This window comes from Geomonas edaphica (assembly GCF_004917075.1).
Lineage (GTDB): Bacteria > Desulfobacterota > Desulfuromonadia > Geobacterales > Geobacteraceae > Geomonas > Geomonas edaphica.
The window spans coordinates 674,270-693,330 of the sequence record NZ_SSYB01000001.1 but is presented as its reverse complement, the minus strand read 5'-3'; the positions used below and the strand labels follow the sequence as shown (position 1 = coordinate 693,330).

Here is a 19,061-nt window from a genome sequence, read left to right as displayed (position 1 = left end):
CGAAAGGAGTCCTGCTGGCATGGTAACGCAGATACGCACCATACGCCGTTTCTCCATTGCGCTCGCCCTTTTCTGGACTGCCGGCATCGCGGTTTCACTCTTATGGTTTTACAAGCACGAACAGGATACCGTTCTCGAGATCGCCCGCGCTGAGGCACGGGCCACCTACGAGAAGGACAGCCTCTACCGTCGCTGGGCAACCAATCATGGCGGCGTCTATGTCACGGTTAGCGCATCCAGCCCGCCGAATCCGAACCTTGCCATGGTCCCCGAGCGCGACGTCGTCACCCCGTCTGGGCGCGCATTAACCCTGATCAACCCCGCCTACATGACCCGGCAGGTCTTCGAATTGGCCGACAGTCAGAAGAACCTGGTGCGCGGTCACATAACGAGCCTGAAGCCGATACGCCCCGAGAACGTTCCCGACCCGTGGGAAGCCCGGGCCCTGCTCAAGTTCGAGCAGGGTGTTAAGGAGGTGAGCGAGGTTCAGGTGATCAACGGGCGCAGGTACATGAGGCTCATGCGCCCGTTCGTCACCGAAGAGGGGTGTCTTAAGTGTCATGCCAGGCAGGGGTACAAGGTCGGTGACATCCGCGGGGGCATAAGCGCCTCAGTTCCCATCGAGCCGAACGAGGGGGCCTTCGCATCGGTAATAATGGGGGGCGTGGCTAGTCACTCCATTCTCTGGCTGTTGGGTGTGGGGATGATCGGTACCGGTTCACGCGTCCTGACCCGCAGCGCCCGGGTCCTCGAAAAGAGCGAAGAGCGATACCGCACCGTTGCCGACTACACTGACGACTGGGAGTACTGGCAGGCGCCGGACCGGACCTTCAGGTACGTATCGCCGTCCTGCAAAAAGCTCTGCGGTTACGGCCACGAAGCGTTCTATGCCGACCACACCCTCATCGAGAGGGTCATCCATCCCGACGATCTCGCCGCATACCTGGACCACGAACACGCTTCCTTTGATGGGAACCCCAGTCCGATCGATTTCCGCATCGTACGCCCTGACGGCGAGGTGCGCTGGATCTCGCACATCTGCCGGGTCGTCTACACGAAAGAGGGAGCGGAGAGCGGTGTAAGGGCGAGCAACCGCGACATTACCGACCGAAAGCGTGCCGACGAAGCACTCAGGGAACAGGCGCTTCTCCTGGAAAGCGAGGTACGCGAGCGCAAGGAGCGCGAGCTCGAGTTGGAGGCGAAAAACGCCGAACTCGAGCGTTTCACCTACACGGTGTCGCACGATCTCAAGAGCCCGCTCATCACCATCAAGGGGTTCGCCGGGGCCGTCATCAAGGATCTGCAAAACGGTCAGTCGCAGCGGCTTGACGGCGACGTGCGCCGCATTATGGCCGCCGCCGACAAGATGACGGCACTCCTTGACGACCTTCTGGAGCTTTCCCGCGTCGGACGCATCGTGAACGCTCCGACCCTCATCGACATGAACGCCCTCACCCACGAGGTGCTCGCCCAACTGGCAGGCCCCCTGGAGCAGCGGGGTGTTGAGGTCCTAGTGCAGCAGGAGCTTCCCACGGTCTGGGGAGATCAGCGCCGCATCTGCGAGGTGTTGCAGAACCTAATGGAAAACGCCATCAAGTATGCCGGTGAGCAGCCGCACCCTTGCATCGAGATCGGCGTGCGCGATGGCGAGGAGGGCGTGGTTTTCACGGTCCGCGACAACGGCATGGGGGTGGCGCAACAGTACCATGAGACCATCTTCGGCCTATTCAACAAGCTCGATGCCCGTTCCGAGGGGACCGGGATCGGACTTGCCCTCGCGCGGCGCATCATCGAGTTTCATGGCGGGAAGCTGTGGGTTGAGTCGGAGGGCGCAGGGCAGGGGAGCACCTTCTGTTTCACGCTAAACATGACGCCGCCTGCCGCGGCAGTGGAATCTTAAGAAGATCATGTAAGACCGAGACAAATCCCCCCTGTCCCCCCTTCGCAAAGGGGGGGACGTTGGGCTCATGCAGCGCTTCGTAGGGAGCTGTACTCCACGAGGGGGGGGCAGTCCAGGAATTGAAGACAACCATTCTCAAAGGGGGAACACATGGTGGAAGGCGAACCGTTGTGCATTCTTTTGGTGGAAGACAACCCGGACCACGCCGAGCTAGCGCTTAGAAACCTTTCCGACGCGGGGCTTGCCAACCGCGTGTTCCACGTCGAGGACGGCGAGGCCGCTCTTGACTATCTGCACAACCGCGGGCGCTTCGTCGACGAGCTGAGCTACCCGCGCCCGCACCTCGTACTGCTTGATCTGCGCCTGCCGAAAGTCGACGGCATAGAGGTGCTCAAACAGGTGAAGGCTTCGGAACAGTTAAAGGCGATCCCGGTAGTCATCCTGACCACCTCGGCGGCCGAGCGTGACCTTGCCCAGGCCTACAACCATTACGCCAACAGTTATTTAACGAAGCCGGTGGACTTCGACTCCTTCAGCCGTCTTCTGCAAGACCTCGGTTTCTACTGGCTTGCCTGGAACAAACGCCCCTCCGGCTAGGGAGGGCAAAATTCTTTTTGGGGGTGTGAAATATTCCCACACCCGCGGGTGGGATACCACCCTAATTTACCCCGTATCACCCCTCCTGGTCCGCCTCTTTTGCGCATTTCCTGACGGAATCTCTTGAGTTTCTTCGGCAAAACCTTTATATTTTTGCGATTCGCATAAGACACCAAAAGGGTGGGGTTCCGCGACGTCGCATCTAACGCCTCCGGTTCCCGCAGGTTACCAGCCATGCTCCTGATGATAGACAATTACGACTCCTTCACCTACAACATCGTCCAGTATCTTGGCGAACTGGGTGAGGATGTGAAGGTTTTCCGCAACGACAAGATCACCCTTGACGAGATCGAGGCGCTCGCGCCGGACCGGATCGTGGTGTCCCCCGGGCCTTGTTCGCCCGAGGAGGCAGGCATCTCGGTCGAGGCGATCCGCCGCTTCGCAGGCAAGATCCCGATCCTGGGTGTCTGCCTCGGGCACCAGTCCATCGGCTACGCTTTCGGCGGGAAGGTCATCCGGAGCGCGACCCTGATGCACGGCAAGACATCGCCCATCCATCACGACGGTCAGGGGCTTTTCAAGGGGCTTCCTAACCCGTTCGCCGCCACCCGCTACCACTCCCTCATCGTCGAGCGCGATACGCTTCCTGCCGAGCTGGAGGTGACTGCCTGGGTCGAGGAGGGGGAGATCATGGGGATGCGGCACCGCACTCTTCCGCTCTGGGGGGTGCAGTTCCACCCGGAATCCATACTCACCCAAGGGGGGATGGACCTTTTGAAGAACTTCCTCGAGATGTCAAGATAGTATCCGGCCGGGGCAGCTCTCCCGGCCTTTAAATTCTTTTGTGAAGGAGTCGCTATGATTCGCAAGGCAATAGCACGTGTCGTCGAGAGGGAGGACCTGAGCGAGGCGGAGATGATCGAGGTGATGGACCAGATCATGTCCGGTGGCGCCACGCCCGCGCAGATAGCCTCCTTCATCACCGCCCTCAGGATGAAGGGGGAGACGGTCGACGAGATCACGGGCGCCGCGCGGGTCATGCGCGACCGGGCCATGCCGATCCGGGTCGGCAAAAGTGTCCTCGGCATCGACCGCGACGACATCAACCTCGATCGTGAGACCATCCTCGACACCTGCGGTACCGGCGGCTCCGGCACCAACTCCTTCAACATCTCCACCACCGTCGCCTTCATCGTCTCCGCCTGCGGCGTCAAAGTCGCCAAACACGGTAACCGCGCGGTTTCTTCCTCCTGCGGCTCGGCGGACGTCCTCGAAGCGCTCGGCGTGAACCTGAACGTAACCCCCGAAACGGTTGAGCGCAGCATCGCCGAGATCGGCATCGGCTTTTTATACGCCCCGGCCTTGCACGGCGCCATGAAGCACGCCATTGGCCCGCGCCGCGAGATCGGCGTCCGCACCATCTTCAACATCCTGGGCCCGCTCACCAACCCGGCCGCGGCCGACTGCCAGGTGCTCGGCGTCTACCGCGAGGATCTGGTCGAAAAGCTCGCCCACGTGCTCAAGAAACTTGGGTGCCGCCGCGGTTACGTGGTGCACGGCTGCGACGGGATGGACGAGGTTACCCTTACCGGCGAGAGCACCATAGGCGAAGTCGGACCTGATGGTGTCAGGGTGTACAAGATCACCCCTGAGCAGTTCGGCCTCGATCGCGCGCCGCTGACCGAACTGCATGGCGGCGACGCACAAGGCAACGCCGTTATCGTCCGGGATATCCTCTCCGGCAAGGACGGCGCCAAGCGCCGGATCGTGCTTTTGAACGCGGCCTACGCACTGCTTGCGGCCGGAAAGGTTCAGGACGTCGCCGAGGGGATCAGGCTCGCCACCGAGACCATCGATTCCGGCAGTGGCCTTAAACAGTTGGAGCGGCTCGTAGCGCTCACCAACGAGGTGGAGTAGCAGATGACAAAGGTACCAGACGTACTGAAGAAGATCGTGGACCACAAGCAGGGCGAGCTGGAAGCGGCGATGACCGCCGTACCGCTCAATGAGATCATGGACCGTCTGGACGATCTGGAGGACACCCCGCGCGGTTTCCAGAACGCCATCATCAACGCACTCGGCTCCGGGTGGACTCCCATCATCGCCGAGGTCAAGAAGGGCTCCCCGTCCAAGGGGCTGATCCGGGCCGATTTCGATCCGCTGCAGATCGCCACTACCTACCAGGATAACGGCGCCACCTGTCTTTCCGTGCTTACCGACGAACACTTCTTCATGGGGCACCTGAGCTACTTAGCCCTGATCCGTGAACAGGTCTCGCTCCCCTTGCTGCGCAAGGACTTCATCTTCGATCCCTACCAGATCTACCAGGCCCGCGCCGCCGGGGCCGATGCCATTCTCCTTATCGCCGCCATGCTCGACGTGCCGCAGCTGCGTGACTTCCACGCCCTTGCCCGCGACCTTTCCATGGACGTGCTCCTCGAGGTGCACGACGAGCACGAGCTCGAGATGGCGCTGCAGACCGACTGCAGCATGATCGGCATCAACAACCGGAACCTGCGCACCTTCGAGGTCGATATCGCCACCTCCGAGCGGCTTGCCGCCATGGTTCCCGCGGGGCGCATCATCGTCGCGGAGAGCGGCATCAACAACCGCGAGGAGATCGTGCACCTGATGGAAAAGGGGCTGCACGCCTTCCTGATCGGCGAATCGCTCATGCGAGAGACCGACGTGGGGGCGAAACTCGCCGAACTGGTGGGGTAGGGCGCCCGTATTATGGAATGCAATGTTCCAACTGAAAAGGAGAGGCTATGAATACCAAGTTCCTGCTTGATGAATCGCGCATCCCGAAACAGTGGTACAACATCATCCCCGACATGCCGGGTCCACTCCAGCCGGTGATCAACCCGGCGACCTTGAAGCCGGTCACCCCCGAGGACATGACCGCGATCTTCCCGATGTCGCTCATCGAGCAGGAGATGTCGACCCAGCGCTGGATCGATATCCCGGACGAGGTGCGTGAGAAATACCGTATCTGGCGTCCGTCCCCGCTTTTCCGTGCCCACAGGCTCGAGCAGGCGCTTGGGACCCCCGCGAAGATCTACTACAAATACGAAGGGGTGTCGCCGGCCGGTTCGCACAAGCCGAACAGCGCCATCCCACAGGCCTGGTACAACAAGCAGGCCGGCATCCGCAGGCTCGCCACTGAGACCGGCGCAGGGCAGTGGGGGAGCTCGCTCGCCCTTGCCTGCTCCATGTTCGGTCTGGAGTGCACCATCTACATGGTCAAGGTCTCCTGCACGCAGAAGCCGTACAGAAAGAGCATGATGCAGCTTTGGGGCGCGACGGTGATCCCGTCCCCCTCCGAGTTCACCAACGCCGGGCGCACCATCCTCGCGCACGACCCGGACAACCTTGGTAGCCTCGGCATCGCCATCTCCGAGGCGGTCGAGGACGCGGCGACCCACGATGATACAAACTACGCGCTCGGAAGCGTCTTGAACCACGTTTGTTTGCACCAGACCGTGATCGGTCTTGAGGCAAAAGAGCAGATGGCGCTCGCGCAGGACTACCCGGACGTGGTCATCGCCTGCTGCGGTGGCGGTTCCAACTTCGCAGGGCTTGCCTTCCCGTTCCTTAGTGACCGGGCGAACGGCAAGAAGGTGCGCTGCCTCGCGGTCGAGCCTGCCTCCTGCCCGACCCTCACCAAGGGGGTCTACGCCTTCGACTACGGTGACACCGCGAAGCTTGCGCCGATTACCAAGATGTACACCCTGGGTCATGACTTCATGCCGCCGGGAATTCACGCGGGCGGGCTTCGTTACCACGGCGAATCCGCGCTCATCTCGCAGCTCTACCACGCCGGCGAGATCGAAGCGAAGGCGTACAAGCAGAATGCCTGCTTCGAAGGGGCGCTTCTTTTCGCCAGGACTGAGGGGATCGTTCCAGCGCCCGAGTCCTCCCACGCGCTGCGTGCCGCCATCGACGAAGCGGTGCTTGCCAAGGAGGAGGGGAAGGAGAAGACCATCCTCTTCGGTCTCTCCGGCCACGGTCAGCTCGACATGATGGCTTACGATGCGTACCTCTCCGGGAAGCTCGAAGACTATGAGTACCCCGAGGAGTCGATCCGCCAGTCGTTAGAAAGGCTGCCCAAGGTAAGTCTTTAGAAGTTTAGCTTCGGCTGGCCGATGTCGGTAAATTGAACAATTCTAAGGGTATACGCCCATGACAAAGGTCAAGATCTGTGGCATAACATCGGTGGACGATGCTCTCATGGCGGTGGATGCCGGAGCCGACGCCCTGGGGTTTGTCTTCTTCGAGAAGTCCCCCCGTTACGTCACCCCGGAGGCTGCGGCGGGGATCATCGCCAAGCTCCCTCCGCTCGTGCAGGTCGTGGGTCTTTTCGTCAACGCCGATCTGGACGTGGTGAACCGAACCGCCGACCGCTGTGGGCTCGACATCGTACAACTGCACGGCGAGGAGAGCCCCGAGTTTTGCCGGCTGGTGCGGCGTCGCGTCATGAAGGCATTCCGTGTCCGTGGGCCCGAAAGTCTCGTTCCGCTGCCGGAATTCCATGTGGCCGCCTACCTGCTGGACGCGTACTCGCCCAACGCCCACGGGGGGACGGGTGAGGTGTTCGACTGGGAATGCGCCATTGCCGCCAAGGAGCACGGCCCCATCGTCCTTGCCGGAGGGCTCACCCCTGACAACATCGCCGCCGCCGTGACACAGGTGCGTCCCTATGGCGTCGATGTATCAAGCGGCGTCGAAGCATCGCCAGGCCTAAAGGACCCCGACAAGGTGCGGCGCTTCATCCAACTGGCAAAACATCCGCACCCGATCTGATGCGGTGTGACGTAGAATTTAGACGTAGAACGTTGAACGTAGAACGGTTTCTAACCCAAAGCAAAGGAGTGGCAATGAAGATTATCGTAACCGATGAGGTGGCTCAGGAAGGACTGGCGATTTTGCAGCGTGACCCGCGCGTGCAGATGGACATCAAGCTGGGACTGAAGAAAGAAGAGCTTTACTCGATCATTGGTGATTACGACGTTATCATCACCAGAAGCGGCACCACCGTTGACAAGCCCCTGCTCGACGCAGCGACCAACCTGAAGCTCGTCGCCCGAGCCGGTGTAGGCGTCGACAACGTCGACGTTGACTATGCCTCCGCCAAAGGCGTCATCGTGGTCAACGCCCCCTTCGGCAACACCAACAGCGCCGCCGAACACGCCATGGCGCTGCTTCTTTCCTTCTGCCGCAACGTCACCAAGGCGAACAACTCCCTTAAGGGCGGCGCTTGGAAACGCGCCCCCTTCACCGGCTTTGAGCTCAAAGGGCGGACCGCAGGCGTCATCGGCCTCGGTAAGGTCGGCGGCCGCGTCGCCACCCGCCTGAAGGCGTTCGAGTGCGAGGTCCTCGCCTGCGACCCGTACATCGCCGAGAAGCGCGCCCACGACCTCGGCGTCAAGCTGGTCACTCTCGACGAGATCATCAAGAACTGCGACATCATCACCGTGCACACCCCGCTCACCAGTGAAACGCACAACATGATCGGCAAGAAGGAGCTCGCAGCCACGAAGGACGGCGTGATCATCATCAACGCCGCCCGCGGCGGGATCATCAACGAAGAGGCGATGCTGGAAGCCCTCGACTCCGGCCGCGTAGCCGGTGCAGCCTTCGACGTTTGGAGCCAGGAGCCGCCCGACAGCGAGGTCCTCAAAAAGCTCATCGGTCACGAGAAGATGGTCGTCACCCCGCACCTGGGCGCCAACACCTTCGAGGCTCAGGTGAACGTCGCCGTCGACGTGGCCAAGGAAATCCTGCGCTACATGGACGAGCAGCCGATCGAGAACGCCATCAACATCCCGAAGTTCGACGCCTCCCTCATGGGGCAGATGCGTCCGTACCTGAACCTCGTGAACGTGCTGGCCGACTTCATCATCCAACTGGTCGACACCAACCTGAACAAGATCACCTTCACCTACACCGGCGGTCTCGCCCAGTACGACTGCACCCCGATCACCGTCTGCGGCCTCGCTTCGCTGCTTAACCGCCGGGTCGAGCAGGAAGTCAACATGGTCAACGCTCAGCTCGTCGCGGACAACATGGGGATCGTGATCGAAGAGGTGAAGAGCACCCACTCCGATGATTTCTCCAACATGATCACCGTGACCATCGAGGGCTCCGGCGAGAAACGCCTGATCTCTGGCACCGCGTTCGAAGGTGTGCCGCGCATCGTGAAGCTGCGCGACTACCAGATGGACTTCCGTCCGGAGGAGCACATGCTGCTTCTTGCCTACGGCGACCGCCCGGGCATCATCGGCAAGATCGGCACCATCCTCGGCAAGCACGAGATCAACATCGCCGCCATGAACCTCGGGCGCCGCGAGAAGAAAGGAGAGGCGATGGTCATCCTCTCCCTCGACTCCGCAGTCCCTGCCGAGGTCGTTCAAGAGGTGAGGGAGGCGACCGAAGCCAACTTCGTCAAACCGCTCTACCTCGTCACCGCGAAGTAGTGTTGCGATAGCTGCAGAACGAAAAAGCCCCCCGGCGTCCGCCGGGGGGCTTTTTTTATGGTTTGAATATTGTGCCTTTTGCTTTTGAAGGGTTTCAGCCTTTTTAAAGCTTCAACGCAAAGACGAAAAAGCCGCCAAGTCGCAAAGAAAACCTTCTGGATGGAAACTGCAAAACCAAACCCGCTTTTCCTTTGCGTCTCCGCGCCTTTGCGTCTTTGCGTTAATGCATCTGTAGGGGGGCGTTAGGAGATCTTCCTCCCGCCGCAGGCCTTCAGCCTTTGGTGCGCCTCGCGCAGGGCCTTCTCAGTGGTTTCCCAGCAGATGCAGCTGTCGGTGATGGATACGCCGTATTTGAGCTCGGCCAGGTTCTTCGGCAACGCCTGGTTGCCGTCTTTAAGGTAGCTCTCGATCATCACGCCGGAGATGGAACGGTTGCCGGCGACGATCTGGTCGACAACGGCTCTCAGCACCTCGGGCTGGCGCTCGTATTTCTTCTCCGAGTTGCCGTGGCTGCAGTCCACCATGAGGGTCGGGGTGAGGCCCGCCTTCTTGAGCATCTCCTCGCTTTTGGCGATGTCCTCGGGATAGTAGTTCGGCTTCTTGTTGCCGCCACGGAGCACCATGTGGACGTCGGGGTTGCCGGTGGTCTGGATGATGGAGGAGAGGCCGTCACGGTTGATGCCGAGGAAGCTGTGCGAATGGAGCGCCGCATTCATGGCGTCGATGGCGATCTGCAGGTTACCGTCCGTGCCGTTTTTGAAACCGATCGGGAAGGAAAGCCCGCTCGCCATCTCGCGGTGCGTCTGCGATTCCGTGGTACGCGCGCCGATGGCGCCCCAGGAAAGGAGGTCGGCCAGGTACTCGGGGGTGATCGGGTCGAGCATCTCGGTCGCTACCGGAAGTCCCATCTCGGTCACCTTGCAGAGAAGCCCCCTCGCGATGCCCAACCCCTTGGAGATCAAGTGGGTGCCGTCCATGCCCGGGTCGTTGATGAGTCCCTTCCACCCTACCGTGGTCCTCGGCTTCTCGAAGTAAACGCGCATGATGAGGAGGAGCTCTTCCGATACTTCCTTCGACAGGGCGGCGAGCTTCTCCGCATACTCCAGCGCCCCCTTGGGATCGTGGATCGAGCAGGGGCCGACCACAACCATGAGCCTCTTGTCCTCGCCCCTCAGTATCTTGGCGATGGCTGCGCGACTCTCGGTTACGCAGGCGCCCGACTGCACGGAGATCGGAAAGACCTGCCGCAGGTCGGTCGGTGCAATGATCGGGGTGATGCTTTTGATCTTCAGGTTGTTGGTCTTAATCATCGTATGCTCCCCGCTAGCGGTTTTTAATGTGGCGTAATCTAGCGCGTTTCCCATCCGCTGTCAAAAAAAAATGCCCGGGGGCGTAGGAATTTTGCCCTGAGCATATTTTTGTATGGTGCAGGTATAAAAAACGCTGTGAAAGCCGACGGTTTAGCCGCGTTTGGCGTGACCTGCGCCCTTTCGGTCCGCGGTCAGCGCGCTGCGCACCGAGTCGAAGGAAGCCTCCTCGGCACCCGCCTCCAGCATCGCCTTTGCCGCGCGGTGGGAATCGCCCGGCTGAACGTCCACGCCGCGCATCGCGTCGGTCAAAAGTGTCACCGCAAAACCTTCCTTTAGTGCATCCAGGACCGTCTCCTTCACGCAGTAGTCGGTAGCGAGTCCGCCGACGTAGAGGCGGTCCAGGGCCATGCGGTGCAAGAGCATGGTAAGCGGGGTGCCGTTTTCCGTGACGCCTGCCATGGCGGAGTAGCCGTCGTCCCAGTCGGCCATCCCCTTCGAGACGACGATGGTACCCTCCGGGAACCTCAGGCGTGGGTGGAAGGCGGCACCGGCGGTCCCCTGGATGCAGTGCGGCGGCCAGATTCCGCCGTTCTCCCGGAAATGCTTGCTGGCCGGCGGGTGCCAGTCCCGCGAGGCGAATACGGGGGTACTCGCTTCGCTGAAGAGGTCGAGGTAACGGTTGAGCGGCGCCAGGACCTTGTCGCCGCCCGGAACGGCCAACGCTCCCTCGGGGCAGAAATCAACCTGAACATCTACGACAAGAAGGGCGGCTCTTCTTTTCATCGAGACCTCCTTTGCAGGCGAGCGGTTATTCGCCGTACCTGCTCTGGATCTGAGACATCAATTTGAGCCGGAGCGTGTTGACACCCGGGCTGATGGAGACCTTGTACAGGTGCGGGTTGACGAGGCGCAGACAACCCTCGGGCAGCCGTTTGAGCTCGCTGTTCGAAAGCTCGGCGCAGCTTTGCAGGGTGGGGGAGGGGGCGCACCTTTTGCCGTTCTCCATCACCGTGCCGCGCAACTCTATAAGTCGTGCCTCCCGAGGTATCCGCTTTTGCTGGATCGGATTGGCGGGGTCGAATACCTGTGCTCCGGGGAGCACCTCCTCGTCATGTAGGGCGATGACATCCTGGATGAAGGAGCCGTCGGGGGCCACGGCGCGCAGCACCCGCTTGCGGTCCGGCAGGGTGGACTTCGCGAGGTCGCTCGTTATCTTAAGCTTCGCCTCGCCGTCGATTTTCACGAGCTTGTAGACCCCGCCGAGAGCGCCTCCTCCTTCTCCCGCGCAGGTGGCGAGCCGTGTGCCGACGCCGTAGATGTCTACCTGGCCCCCCTCGCTTCTGATCGATTCGATGACCAACTCGTCCAGTTCGTTCGAGGCGACGATCTTGACAGCGGGGAAGCCTGCGGCGTCGAAGGCGCTTCTGACCTGTCGTGAGAGATAGGCGAGATCGCCCGAGTCGATGCGCACCCCCACCAGTTCATGGCCACGCTCACGCAGTTCCCGGGCCACGGTGAGCGCGTTGGGGAGCCCGCTACCGAGGGTGTCGTAGGTGTCGATGAGGAGGATGCAGCTCTCCGGGAAATTGTCTGCGTAGCGGCGAAATGCCGTGAGTTCGTCCGGGAAAGCCATGATCCAGCTATGGGCGTGGGTACCCCTGACCGGTATGCCGTAGCGCATGCCGGCGAGAACGTTACTCGTGCTGCACACCCCGCCGACGTAAGCCGCCCGGGCCTCGGACAAACCGCCGTCGGGCCCCTGGGCCCGTCTCAGGCCGAATTCGAGGACGGTGGCATCCCCGGCGGCCTGTTTGATGCGCGCGGCCTTGGTGGCGACGAGGGTCTGGAAGTTGATGATGTTCAACAGTGCTGTTTCCACGAACTGCGCTTCGGCAAGTCCCCCCTCGATGGTGACAAGCGGCTCGGTGCCGAACACCACGGTCCCTTCACCGGGGGCGATGACTCTTCCTTTGAACTGGAAATCGGCGAGGTAGTCGAGAAACGACGGGCGGAAGAGTTTCAGACTATCTAAGTAGGCGAGTTCCTCCTCGCTGAAGGAGAGATCCTCGAGGTAGGAAAGCGCGGGTTCCAACCCGGCAAAGACGGCGTATCCACCCTTGAACGGGTTGTGACGGAAAAAGAGGTCGAAAACGGCGGGACGTTCGTGCATCCCTTGCTCATGGTAGCCTGCGAGCATTGTTAGCTCATAAAGGTCGGTAATCAGCGGCGAATAACGCATGGCGCCCCCTTTTAGTCATTTGGCACCCTGAATTATCGCACGATGCAGCTTTTCTGCCAGTTCCGGGTCGATGATTTTCAGTAACAGGTACTCCGCCTGTGCCTTGCCAGCATCGTTCAGCATAAGATGTGACAGTCCAAGCTTGTACAGTGCGTTTGCATTTCCGGGCCAGAGAGAGAGGAGGTCCTTGTAAGCGGTCGCCGCTTCCTCGTAGCGGTCTACCCTGAAATAGACTTCCCCGAGGTTCGAAACGGCAAGGGCAAGAGAAGGGTCCAGCTCTACCGATTTCTTGAGCGAGTCTATGGCATGCGGGTAGTCACCGGCGAGCGCTTGGGCGGTGCCAAGGTTCAACCAGGACAGCGCGTTGTGCGGCTCAAGAGCGATACTCTTGCCGAAAGCCTCGGCCGCCTCCGGGTAATTCCCGTCGCCGTTTAGCTCCACGCCTGCCTCGAACCAGTCGTCCGCCTCAAAGTACTCCTCGCTACCTATCCTGAGCGGTTCACCCGTTGGGGCAAGGGCGCCGGTGGCAAAGCCGGTGACGATGAGCAGTGCGAGGTATGTTCCCTTGCGGTGCTTCATAGCGGACCTCCGCGGAAAGCACAAAGATAGCATGTTAGAGGATATTTACAAAAACAGGGTGACCCTGACGCCTCCCTAGGTTTTTGCTGACATCGCCGGCGCCATTTGGTAGATAAAGTAGGCGCCGCGGGACTTGTCGTGGCGGGGAATTCATCTGAAAGGGGATCGTATGGAACATCTGCTTGTCATCGGCTGCGGCGCCATAGGACGCAGGGTCGCTTCTCTCGCACTTAAGCGGGGGCTTAAGGTCAGTACTTTCAACAGGAACGAAGTAGCGCCGCTGGAGGGGGTAACGCACTGCGCCGGGAACCTCGATGAGCCGCAAACGCTGGCGGGACTGCCAACCCGCGGTGTCGGCGTCATCTACCTGGCTCCTCCGCCGGGGGGAGGGATCGAGGACACCAGGATGCGTAACTTCCTTGCCGGTATCGGCGACGGCAGCGAACCGACGAAGATCGTCTATATAAGTACGAGCGGCGTCTACGGGGATCACGGCAGCGACGTGGTCACCGAGGAAACCGAGGCGGTGCCGCAGACCGCGCGCGGCAAGAGGCGGCTGCACGCGGAGCGCATAGTTCAACAGTGGGGCTTGGTGCACGGCGTTCCGGTGGTCGTACTACGGGTCACGGGGATCTACGCGCCGGACCGCCTGCCGGTGTCGCAGCTTACCACGGGCCAGCCGGTCTTGCGCGAAGAGGAGTCGCTTCCCAGCAACAGGATCCACGCCGATGATCTCTCCCGCATCTGCCTTGCCGCCCTCGACAGGGGGCCGGATGGCGCGATCTACAACGTAAGCGACGGGGCCCCCAGCTCGATGACCACCTATTTCAACGCCGCTGCCGACAAGCTGGGACTGCCGAGGCCTAGGCAGGTAACCATGGAAGAGGCACGCAAGGTGATGACGCCGCTCATGATCTCCTATTTCTCAGAAGGGCGCATCGTCGATAACGGAAAGATGTTGAGAGAGCTGGGCATTACCCTGCTCTACCCGAATTTGGAGGCGGGATTGAAGGATTGAGTTAAGGTATGGGGATAACAGGCGCGGCCGCTGCCTGCCAGTCGTGACCCTTTTGCTGCCGTGGGAGCGGGAGAAGCCGCTGCCTAAAAAACAGGCAAAACGCTATCATTAGCGACGAAAACGCCACTTTCTAACCACGCGGTCAGGTTTTCCCACAGAGTTTTCCACAGGTTTTGTGGAATATCGGTAACGACATTTGCCTTGATAATATAACTACTTATATTTATGAGGCGTTGTCGCGGTCTGTGACGCATTTCTTTGTTTTACAAGGACTTAATAAAGAAGGCCCATGGGATCTCCATGGGCCTTTTCGTACATTGGCGTTAAAGCGGAACACTTTCTTCCGATCCGTCGGTGAAGCGTCGCGGTTGTTGCTGCGTGGTCGGTGCCGCCGCGCAGCAGGTTTCCGTTTGGCAACCCTTTTTCAAGCGGCGAACCGCCTGGCGGATGAGATAAGTCGCTTTCAGCGTTGTTCCCAGTAACGCCAATTTGGTTGCTCCGGAACACCGTGCGGGAAGACTTGGATTACTGACCTCTGTCGCAACATTCCCCGGTGAGACGCTTCAGGCTTCCCTCTGCTTGTGAGGGCTTGCTCACCACGTCTGAAACCAGAGACAGTGTGATGAAAAGGTAGTCAGGGACCCAAATGGATGCGCTACGAGTATTCCAGAGCGGCTCGCACTCTCATGCTAAAGCTTGATGGTATTGTAGCAACGCTCCAGAGAGTGTCAACACGGAGATGAAATTAATTTCATCTGATGCAAATGGCTGAAAAACTGCATTTTTTTCAATTATGCCTGTTCCGTAAAGCGGCAGTTATTTCGCCGTCTTTTCCCTTTCGTCATAGCGGCTAGAAGGACCTGTCTGACCAGTTTTATTGCTTGTTGGTATGACAGTTGCCCTTTGCCGGGATGTCCTGTTCCGTGTCAGGGTGCAACAAAAGTTGCTTCCTTGCAGCGCCCCGAGTCAGCACCGGTTACCGCAGCTACAGTGGGAAGGTGTGGACCGAACATGAGATACACGGATCGTAACAGCGGATCAGCCGTTCGAGCGCGGCGGTCATCCGAGCCGTTTCTTCTCCCTCCATGCCGCGCGCGAGCGCCAGCAGGTCCCGAGCCATCGCACCCTGGTTCAGGGCGGTTGGGGTGATCACATCGGCTTGTGTGCAAATGCCGGCGTCGTCGATGGTATAGCTGTGAATCAGTACCCCGCGCGGTGCTTCGCAGGCCGCGGTTCCTGTACCGCCGCGCGACGCCACTGCGACGCCGGCTTCGGGGCCGGGTCCCAGTTCCAAAAGACGCTCGACGAGTTGAAGGGCGCGCTCGGCGGCGTCGTATAGTTCGATGGCCTGGGCGAGGTTGTTGCCCCGTATGTCCTTCCCGATCAGTTCATGCCTATGTGCCTTGAAAATCTCATCTGCGCCTTCGCTCAAGGTGGGGCCATGATGCAAGCGGGCCAGGGCCCCTACGGTCGCCTCCACACCCATCACCTTGGAAAGCTTTGCGTTTGAGTGCGGAAGAAGCGTTTCCGCGACATGCTCCCGGTATTCCCCTACGGCAAAAGAGCGGTCACGACTGAGGCGCAAGCGCCGCGAGGCAAGTGGGGCCGATAACGGCTCGAGGGCGAGAAAGGCGGGTTCCGGGAGTTTTGGGAAGGGAAATGGGGTACTGAAGAGCCGGCAGACGTCACTGCAGGCGGGAAGCGCCCGGCGCAACTCGTCTCTTAGTTGGGTAAGTTCATGCTTCGAAATCACGCGTCCAAGCCCGCCAAGGCGGATGTTCACCGGATGGATCAGGCGCCCCCCGACCGTCTCCTGGATGAGGCTTCCGACCTTTTTGATGGCGAGTCCCTGCTTGACGAGTTCCGGCGCCGTGCCGGCAAGCTCTGCGACACCCTGCACGCCGAGGAGGTCGGGGAGCACCAGGAAATAAAGGTGCAGCGCGTGGTCCTGGACGGTAGCCCCGTTCAGCATGAGCTCCCTGGTGAGCGAGGTCCGCTCGGAGACCTCGATACCGAGGGCGTCTTCGACGGCGAGTAGCGCCGTGACCTTGTGTACCGTCGAGCAGAGCGAGCAGATGCGGCATACGATGTCGGGGACCTCGGCGTAGCTCTTCCCGACCAGGAGGGCCTCGAAAAGGCGAGGGGACTCGCTCAGGTGCAGCTCCACCCGCTCGACGCGGGCACCGTCAAGGAAGACCTTCACGCTGCCGTGCCCTTCGAGTCTCGTCAACGGGTTTATTTCAACGACGCTGCCCATAGTCCCACCCCGGCTTGAACCTGTTCATCCTGCGCTCGATCTCCTCGCGGCCAAAGCCCCGCTCGAGCAGAAGCTCCAGTTCCTGTGCCACGTTCGCCTCCCGCACCGGGCCGCGGCAACCCTCGCAGACGATGCCCGTAGCAGGGCAGCGCGCGTTGCATCCACCCTGTATGACCGGCCCAAGGCACAGCTCCCCTTTTTCCATAAGGAGGCAGAGGTTCTCCCTGCTGCGGCACTCGGTGCAGACCGGGTAGGACCGGACCGGCGGGAGGGTCCCCGCAAGGAGTGCCGCGAGCAGTTCTACGACCTCCTCCTTCTCGGGAGGACAGCCGCGTATGGTCCAGTCCACACTCACGAAGTTGCCGAAGGGGGCCGGTGCGAAGCTCTCAGGCAGGCTCGGCTGGCTCCCGTACACGGTCTGGAGCAGTTCCTGTCTCTGTGACTGGCCGTTGTTCATGGCGGCGACGCCGCCGAAAGCGGCGCAGGTTCCGTACGCCACGAGCAGGCGGCTCGCGTTTCTCAGGCTGAAGAGCATATCGAGATCTGCCGGTGTGGAAACGGCACCCTCGACGAGGGCGGCGTCGAACGGTCCTTCGCGGCGGCCGCCGCTTTGTGCCATTGGGAAATATACGAGCTCGAAACGCTGCAGCACATCCGGGAGTTCGGCCTCGCAGTTAAGTAGGGTGAGCTGACAACCGGAACAGGCGGTAAGCCCCGCTATGGCAAGCCTTACAAGTTTCACAGCGCCTCCGGTATGTCTTTTAATTCGCCGGCCCGAAAGACCGGCCCGTCCACGCAGCAGAGTTTCTGGCCGATGGCGCAGTGGCAACAGCGCCCCACGCCGCAGCGCATCCTGCGTTCGAGGCTCAGCATGATACGTCCCGGCGCCACCCCAGCCTGCTCGAGGTCGGCGATGAGGCAGCGGTACAGGGGAGGGGGGCCGCACACCGCAGCGTAGGTCGCCGGTGCGTCGAAACGAAACCCTTTCAGGAGATCCGGCAGCAGCCCCACCGCGCAGGACTGGATGCCGTTCGTTTCCGGCGCGAAATCGACGGTGAGGTACAGTCGCATCTCCCCGCGTGCGGCGAGCGCCGCCATCTCCTCGCGAAACAGCATGAGCTTTGGCTGGCGCGCCCCGTACATCAGGGTGATCTCGCCGAAACGTTCGCGGTGCCTGAGAAGGTGCATGAGGAGGGAGCGTAGCGGAGCAATGCCGAGGCCACCGGCGAGTAACAGAACGGGATGGCCGGTCATTTCCTCCAGAGGAAATCCGTTGCCGAAAGGACCGCGGATGCCGAGCGGTGCAGCCGGGAGCTGTTGGTGCAACAGCTCGGTCACGTGTCCCACGCGGCGCACGCACAGTTCAAGCGTCCCGTCTTCTCCCGGGAGGTCGGCCGGCGAAATCGGGACTTCTCCCGCGCCGGGAACGGAGATCTGAACGAACTGACCCGGGACGAAACGGGACAGCTGAGAAAGGGCTGCCCCCTCGGGGGCGATACGGAAGAGGGACGTATCCTCGGTGAGCTCATGCCGCTCGATAAGCCGCGCGGTGAACGGCAGGTGCATGTCTTTTACCCTCTCGTTCATGGCGACATCTCCCCACGTGCCGCACTGAAGAGCTCGCGCAGGTCGATGCCGACGGGGCAAACGGCCTTGCAGCGTCCGCAGCCGACGCACGAGGTGATGCCCTGCAGCGGCGTGAAGCCGCAGTATTTGTGCAGGAAACGGTAGCGCAGGCGGTCGAGACGTGTGGGGCGGAAGTTCGCGCCCGCCACCTCTCCGTGCGTCGCGAAGAAGCAGTTGTCCCACTCCCTGATGCGTACTCCCCCGCCGTCGAGAGCGGGATATTCACGCACGTCGAAGCAGTAACAGGTGGGACAGCAGACGGAACAGGCCCCGCATGAGACGCAGGTGTCGGCGAACTTCTGCCAGAGCGGGTTGTCCGAGAAGCGCAGTTCGGGACCCTGGGGGGCGACGCCCGTTCCCGGATGCTGCGCTGCCACCGGCTGAGGGACTTCGGTTGTGCTGAAGAGATCAGCTGCCGCCGCGGCAATTGCTTCTCCCCGCGCGGTAACCGCAGAGAAGAGGTATCCGCTCTTAACCGCCGTGAGGAATGCGTCGCAGTTGGCAGCGGAGTCCGGAGCAGAGCAGAAGCAGAAATCGTCAGGCTCGCAGGAGATGCCGACCAGGGTGAGCCGCGCCCTGCGCGCCGCATACCCCGGATCGGTGTTGTCGCCGAGGAAAACGAGGTCCAGGTAGGCGATCCCGGCCAGGTCGCACGGATGAAGGGCGAAAAGGACGATGGGGGGCTGGGTTTCGGCGGGTTCGGCGTAGCGCCCGTCCCGATAGCTCAGGAGTTGCTCCCGGAAGGGGAGCAGGTATTTCTTTGGGGGGATCTGGGTTCTGCGGTAATTGATGCGAAGTTGTGAGGGAGCCGCTATGGGTGCGAAGGTGGCGACTCCGGCATCGGTCACGGTCGGACCGTGCAGTTCGCCGAACAGCCGTAGCTTCTCAAGGAAACTGCTTAGCTGTGTCGCTTCGAGGAAGGACTTCTCCATTTTTACCCCCTTGCACAAGGCTCAATTTTATCGGCGGAGAAGGCAAAGGCAAGTGCCATACTGCGACTGCAAGCGTTACAGGCTCTGATCGCGAGGAGAAACGGCAATTTTCATCGGTGATTTTTGA

At 61.1% G+C, this 19,061-nt stretch carries 17 protein-coding genes and 1 other RNA gene; 9 read left to right on the top strand and 9 right to left on the bottom strand.

Annotation, left to right across the window (positions count from 1 at the left end; genetic code table 11):
- The first annotated feature begins 19 nt into the window (after positions 1 to 19).
- The 8 genes from E8K79_RS02960 (at position 20) to serA (ending at position 8,973) form a co-directional block, all read left to right on the top strand.
- Entirely contained in the window at positions 20 to 1,900 is a 1,881-nt protein-coding gene (locus tag E8K79_RS02960; RefSeq protein ID WP_136513412.1) for an ATP-binding protein, read from the top strand.
- Between the two features lie 150 nt (positions 1,901 to 2,050).
- The gene (locus tag E8K79_RS02955) at positions 2,051 to 2,497 is read left to right on the top strand and encodes a response regulator (RefSeq protein WP_136513411.1); all 447 of its coding nucleotides are present in this window, start codon (positions 2,051 to 2,053) and stop codon (positions 2,495 to 2,497) included.
- 234 nt (positions 2,498 to 2,731) lie between these two features.
- The gene (locus E8K79_RS02950; RefSeq protein ID WP_136513410.1) at positions 2,732 to 3,301 is read left to right on the top strand and encodes an anthranilate synthase component II; all 570 of its coding nucleotides are present in this window, start codon (positions 2,732 to 2,734) and stop codon (positions 3,299 to 3,301) included.
- 54 nt (positions 3,302 to 3,355) lie between these two features.
- Positions 3,356 to 4,414 carry an anthranilate phosphoribosyltransferase gene (gene trpD / locus E8K79_RS02945; protein ID WP_136513409.1) on the top strand — a complete coding sequence of 353 codons (1,059 nt, stop codon included), beginning with the start codon at positions 3,356 to 3,358 and terminating at the stop codon, positions 4,412 to 4,414.
- Positions 4,415 to 4,417: 3 nt separating this feature from the next.
- Positions 4,418 to 5,218, top strand: coding sequence for an indole-3-glycerol phosphate synthase TrpC (gene trpC / locus E8K79_RS02940; RefSeq protein ID WP_136513408.1), 801 nt, complete (start codon positions 4,418 to 4,420; stop codon positions 5,216 to 5,218).
- A 47-nt stretch (positions 5,219 to 5,265) separates the two neighbouring features.
- The gene (locus E8K79_RS02935) at positions 5,266 to 6,621 is read left to right on the top strand and encodes a TrpB-like pyridoxal phosphate-dependent enzyme (protein WP_136513407.1); all 1,356 of its coding nucleotides are present in this window, start codon (positions 5,266 to 5,268) and stop codon (positions 6,619 to 6,621) included.
- A gap of 58 nt (positions 6,622 to 6,679) precedes the next feature.
- The gene (locus tag E8K79_RS02930) at positions 6,680 to 7,300 is read left to right on the top strand and encodes a phosphoribosylanthranilate isomerase (protein ID WP_136513406.1); all 621 of its coding nucleotides are present in this window, start codon (positions 6,680 to 6,682) and stop codon (positions 7,298 to 7,300) included.
- Positions 7,301 to 7,374: 74 nt separating this feature from the next.
- Positions 7,375 to 8,973, top strand: a complete 1,599-nt coding sequence (gene serA, locus E8K79_RS02925; RefSeq protein WP_136513405.1) for a phosphoglycerate dehydrogenase — start codon at positions 7,375 to 7,377, stop codon at positions 8,971 to 8,973.
- Between the two features lie 242 nt (positions 8,974 to 9,215).
- Here serA and E8K79_RS02920 read toward each other — a convergent pair whose 3' ends face one another.
- The 4 genes from E8K79_RS02920 to E8K79_RS02905 form a co-directional block, all read right to left on the bottom strand.
- Positions 9,216 to 10,283 carry a 3-deoxy-7-phosphoheptulonate synthase gene (locus E8K79_RS02920; RefSeq protein WP_135870057.1) on the bottom strand — a complete coding sequence of 356 codons (1,068 nt, stop codon included), beginning with the start codon at positions 10,281 to 10,283 and terminating at the stop codon, positions 9,216 to 9,218.
- A 150-nt stretch (positions 10,284 to 10,433) separates the two neighbouring features.
- On the bottom strand, positions 10,434 to 11,066 hold the full coding sequence (locus tag E8K79_RS02915; protein WP_136513404.1) for an isochorismatase family protein: 633 nt from the start codon (positions 11,064 to 11,066) through the stop codon (positions 10,434 to 10,436).
- 25 nt (positions 11,067 to 11,091) lie between these two features.
- A complete protein-coding gene (locus E8K79_RS02910; protein ID WP_136513403.1) occupies positions 11,092 to 12,522 on the bottom strand; it encodes a nicotinate phosphoribosyltransferase in 1,431 nt (476 codons plus the stop codon).
- Positions 12,523 to 12,537: 15 nt separating this feature from the next.
- Entirely contained in the window at positions 12,538 to 13,101 is a 564-nt protein-coding gene (locus tag E8K79_RS02905) for a tetratricopeptide repeat protein (protein WP_136513402.1), read from the bottom strand.
- A gap of 169 nt (positions 13,102 to 13,270) precedes the next feature.
- Here E8K79_RS02905 and E8K79_RS02900 point away from each other — a divergent pair, with 169 nt between their 5' ends.
- On the top strand, positions 13,271 to 14,119 hold the full coding sequence (locus E8K79_RS02900; RefSeq protein ID WP_136513401.1) for an NAD-dependent epimerase/dehydratase family protein: 849 nt from the start codon (positions 13,271 to 13,273) through the stop codon (positions 14,117 to 14,119).
- 491 nt (positions 14,120 to 14,610) lie between these two features.
- Here the strand turns inward: E8K79_RS02900 and ssrS are convergent.
- The 5 genes from ssrS to E8K79_RS02875 form a co-directional block, all read right to left on the bottom strand.
- Positions 14,611 to 14,795, bottom strand: a non-coding RNA gene (gene ssrS, locus E8K79_RS02895) — 6S RNA.
- 309 nt (positions 14,796 to 15,104) lie between these two features.
- Positions 15,105 to 16,376: a Ni/Fe hydrogenase subunit alpha gene (locus E8K79_RS02890; RefSeq protein WP_136513400.1), complete on the bottom strand. Its 1,272-nt coding sequence runs from the start codon at positions 16,374 to 16,376 to the stop codon at positions 15,105 to 15,107.
- Positions 16,360 to 17,118, bottom strand: coding sequence for an NADH-quinone oxidoreductase subunit B family protein (locus E8K79_RS02885; protein WP_136513399.1), 759 nt, complete (start codon positions 17,116 to 17,118; stop codon positions 16,360 to 16,362). The genes E8K79_RS02890 and E8K79_RS02885 overlap by 17 nt, the downstream gene beginning before the upstream one ends.
- On the bottom strand, positions 17,115 to 17,963 hold the full coding sequence (locus E8K79_RS02880; RefSeq protein WP_136513398.1) for an FAD/NAD(P)-binding protein: 849 nt from the start codon (positions 17,961 to 17,963) through the stop codon (positions 17,115 to 17,117). The genes E8K79_RS02885 and E8K79_RS02880 overlap by 4 nt, the downstream gene beginning before the upstream one ends.
- Complete coding sequence (locus tag E8K79_RS02875; protein WP_136513397.1) at positions 17,960 to 18,934, bottom strand: 4Fe-4S dicluster domain-containing protein; 975 nt, start codon at positions 18,932 to 18,934, stop codon at positions 17,960 to 17,962. Before E8K79_RS02875 ends, E8K79_RS02880 begins: the two co-directional genes overlap by 4 nt.
- Between the last annotated feature and the right edge of the window lie 127 nt (positions 18,935 to 19,061).

What these genes read in the sequence shown, in the direction of transcription:
- E8K79_RS02915 (WP_136513404.1), bottom strand. Translation starts at nt 11,066, where the DNA reads ATGAAAAGAAGAGCCGCCCTTCTTGTCGTAGATGTTCAGGTTGATTTC.
- E8K79_RS02950 (WP_136513410.1), top strand. Translation starts at nt 2,732, where the DNA reads ATGCTCCTGATGATAGACAATTACGACTCCTTCACCTACAACATCGTC.
- E8K79_RS02890 (WP_136513400.1), bottom strand. Translation starts at nt 16,376, where the DNA reads ATGGGCAGCGTCGTTGAAATAAACCCGTTGACGAGACTCGAAGGGCAC.
- E8K79_RS02880 (WP_136513398.1), bottom strand. Translation starts at nt 17,963, where the DNA reads ATGAACGAGAGGGTAAAAGACATGCACCTGCCGTTCACCGCGCGGCTT.
- E8K79_RS02875 (WP_136513397.1), bottom strand. Translation starts at nt 18,934, where the DNA reads ATGGAGAAGTCCTTCCTCGAAGCGACACAGCTAAGCAGTTTCCTTGAG.
- E8K79_RS02930 (WP_136513406.1), top strand. Translation starts at nt 6,680, where the DNA reads ATGACAAAGGTCAAGATCTGTGGCATAACATCGGTGGACGATGCTCTC.
- serA (WP_136513405.1), top strand. Translation starts at nt 7,375, where the DNA reads ATGAAGATTATCGTAACCGATGAGGTGGCTCAGGAAGGACTGGCGATT.
- trpD (WP_136513409.1), top strand. Translation starts at nt 3,356, where the DNA reads ATGATTCGCAAGGCAATAGCACGTGTCGTCGAGAGGGAGGACCTGAGC.
- E8K79_RS02935 (WP_136513407.1), top strand. Translation starts at nt 5,266, where the DNA reads ATGAATACCAAGTTCCTGCTTGATGAATCGCGCATCCCGAAACAGTGG.
- E8K79_RS02920 (WP_135870057.1), bottom strand. Translation starts at nt 10,283, where the DNA reads ATGATTAAGACCAACAACCTGAAGATCAAAAGCATCACCCCGATCATT.
- E8K79_RS02910 (WP_136513403.1), bottom strand. Translation starts at nt 12,522, where the DNA reads ATGCGTTATTCGCCGCTGATTACCGACCTTTATGAGCTAACAATGCTC.
- trpC (WP_136513408.1), top strand. Translation starts at nt 4,418, where the DNA reads ATGACAAAGGTACCAGACGTACTGAAGAAGATCGTGGACCACAAGCAG.
- E8K79_RS02905 (WP_136513402.1), bottom strand. Translation starts at nt 13,101, where the DNA reads ATGAAGCACCGCAAGGGAACATACCTCGCACTGCTCATCGTCACCGGC.
- E8K79_RS02955 (WP_136513411.1), top strand. Translation starts at nt 2,051, where the DNA reads ATGGTGGAAGGCGAACCGTTGTGCATTCTTTTGGTGGAAGACAACCCG.
- E8K79_RS02900 (WP_136513401.1), top strand. Translation starts at nt 13,271, where the DNA reads ATGGAACATCTGCTTGTCATCGGCTGCGGCGCCATAGGACGCAGGGTC.
- E8K79_RS02960 (WP_136513412.1), top strand. Translation starts at nt 20, where the DNA reads ATGGTAACGCAGATACGCACCATACGCCGTTTCTCCATTGCGCTCGCC.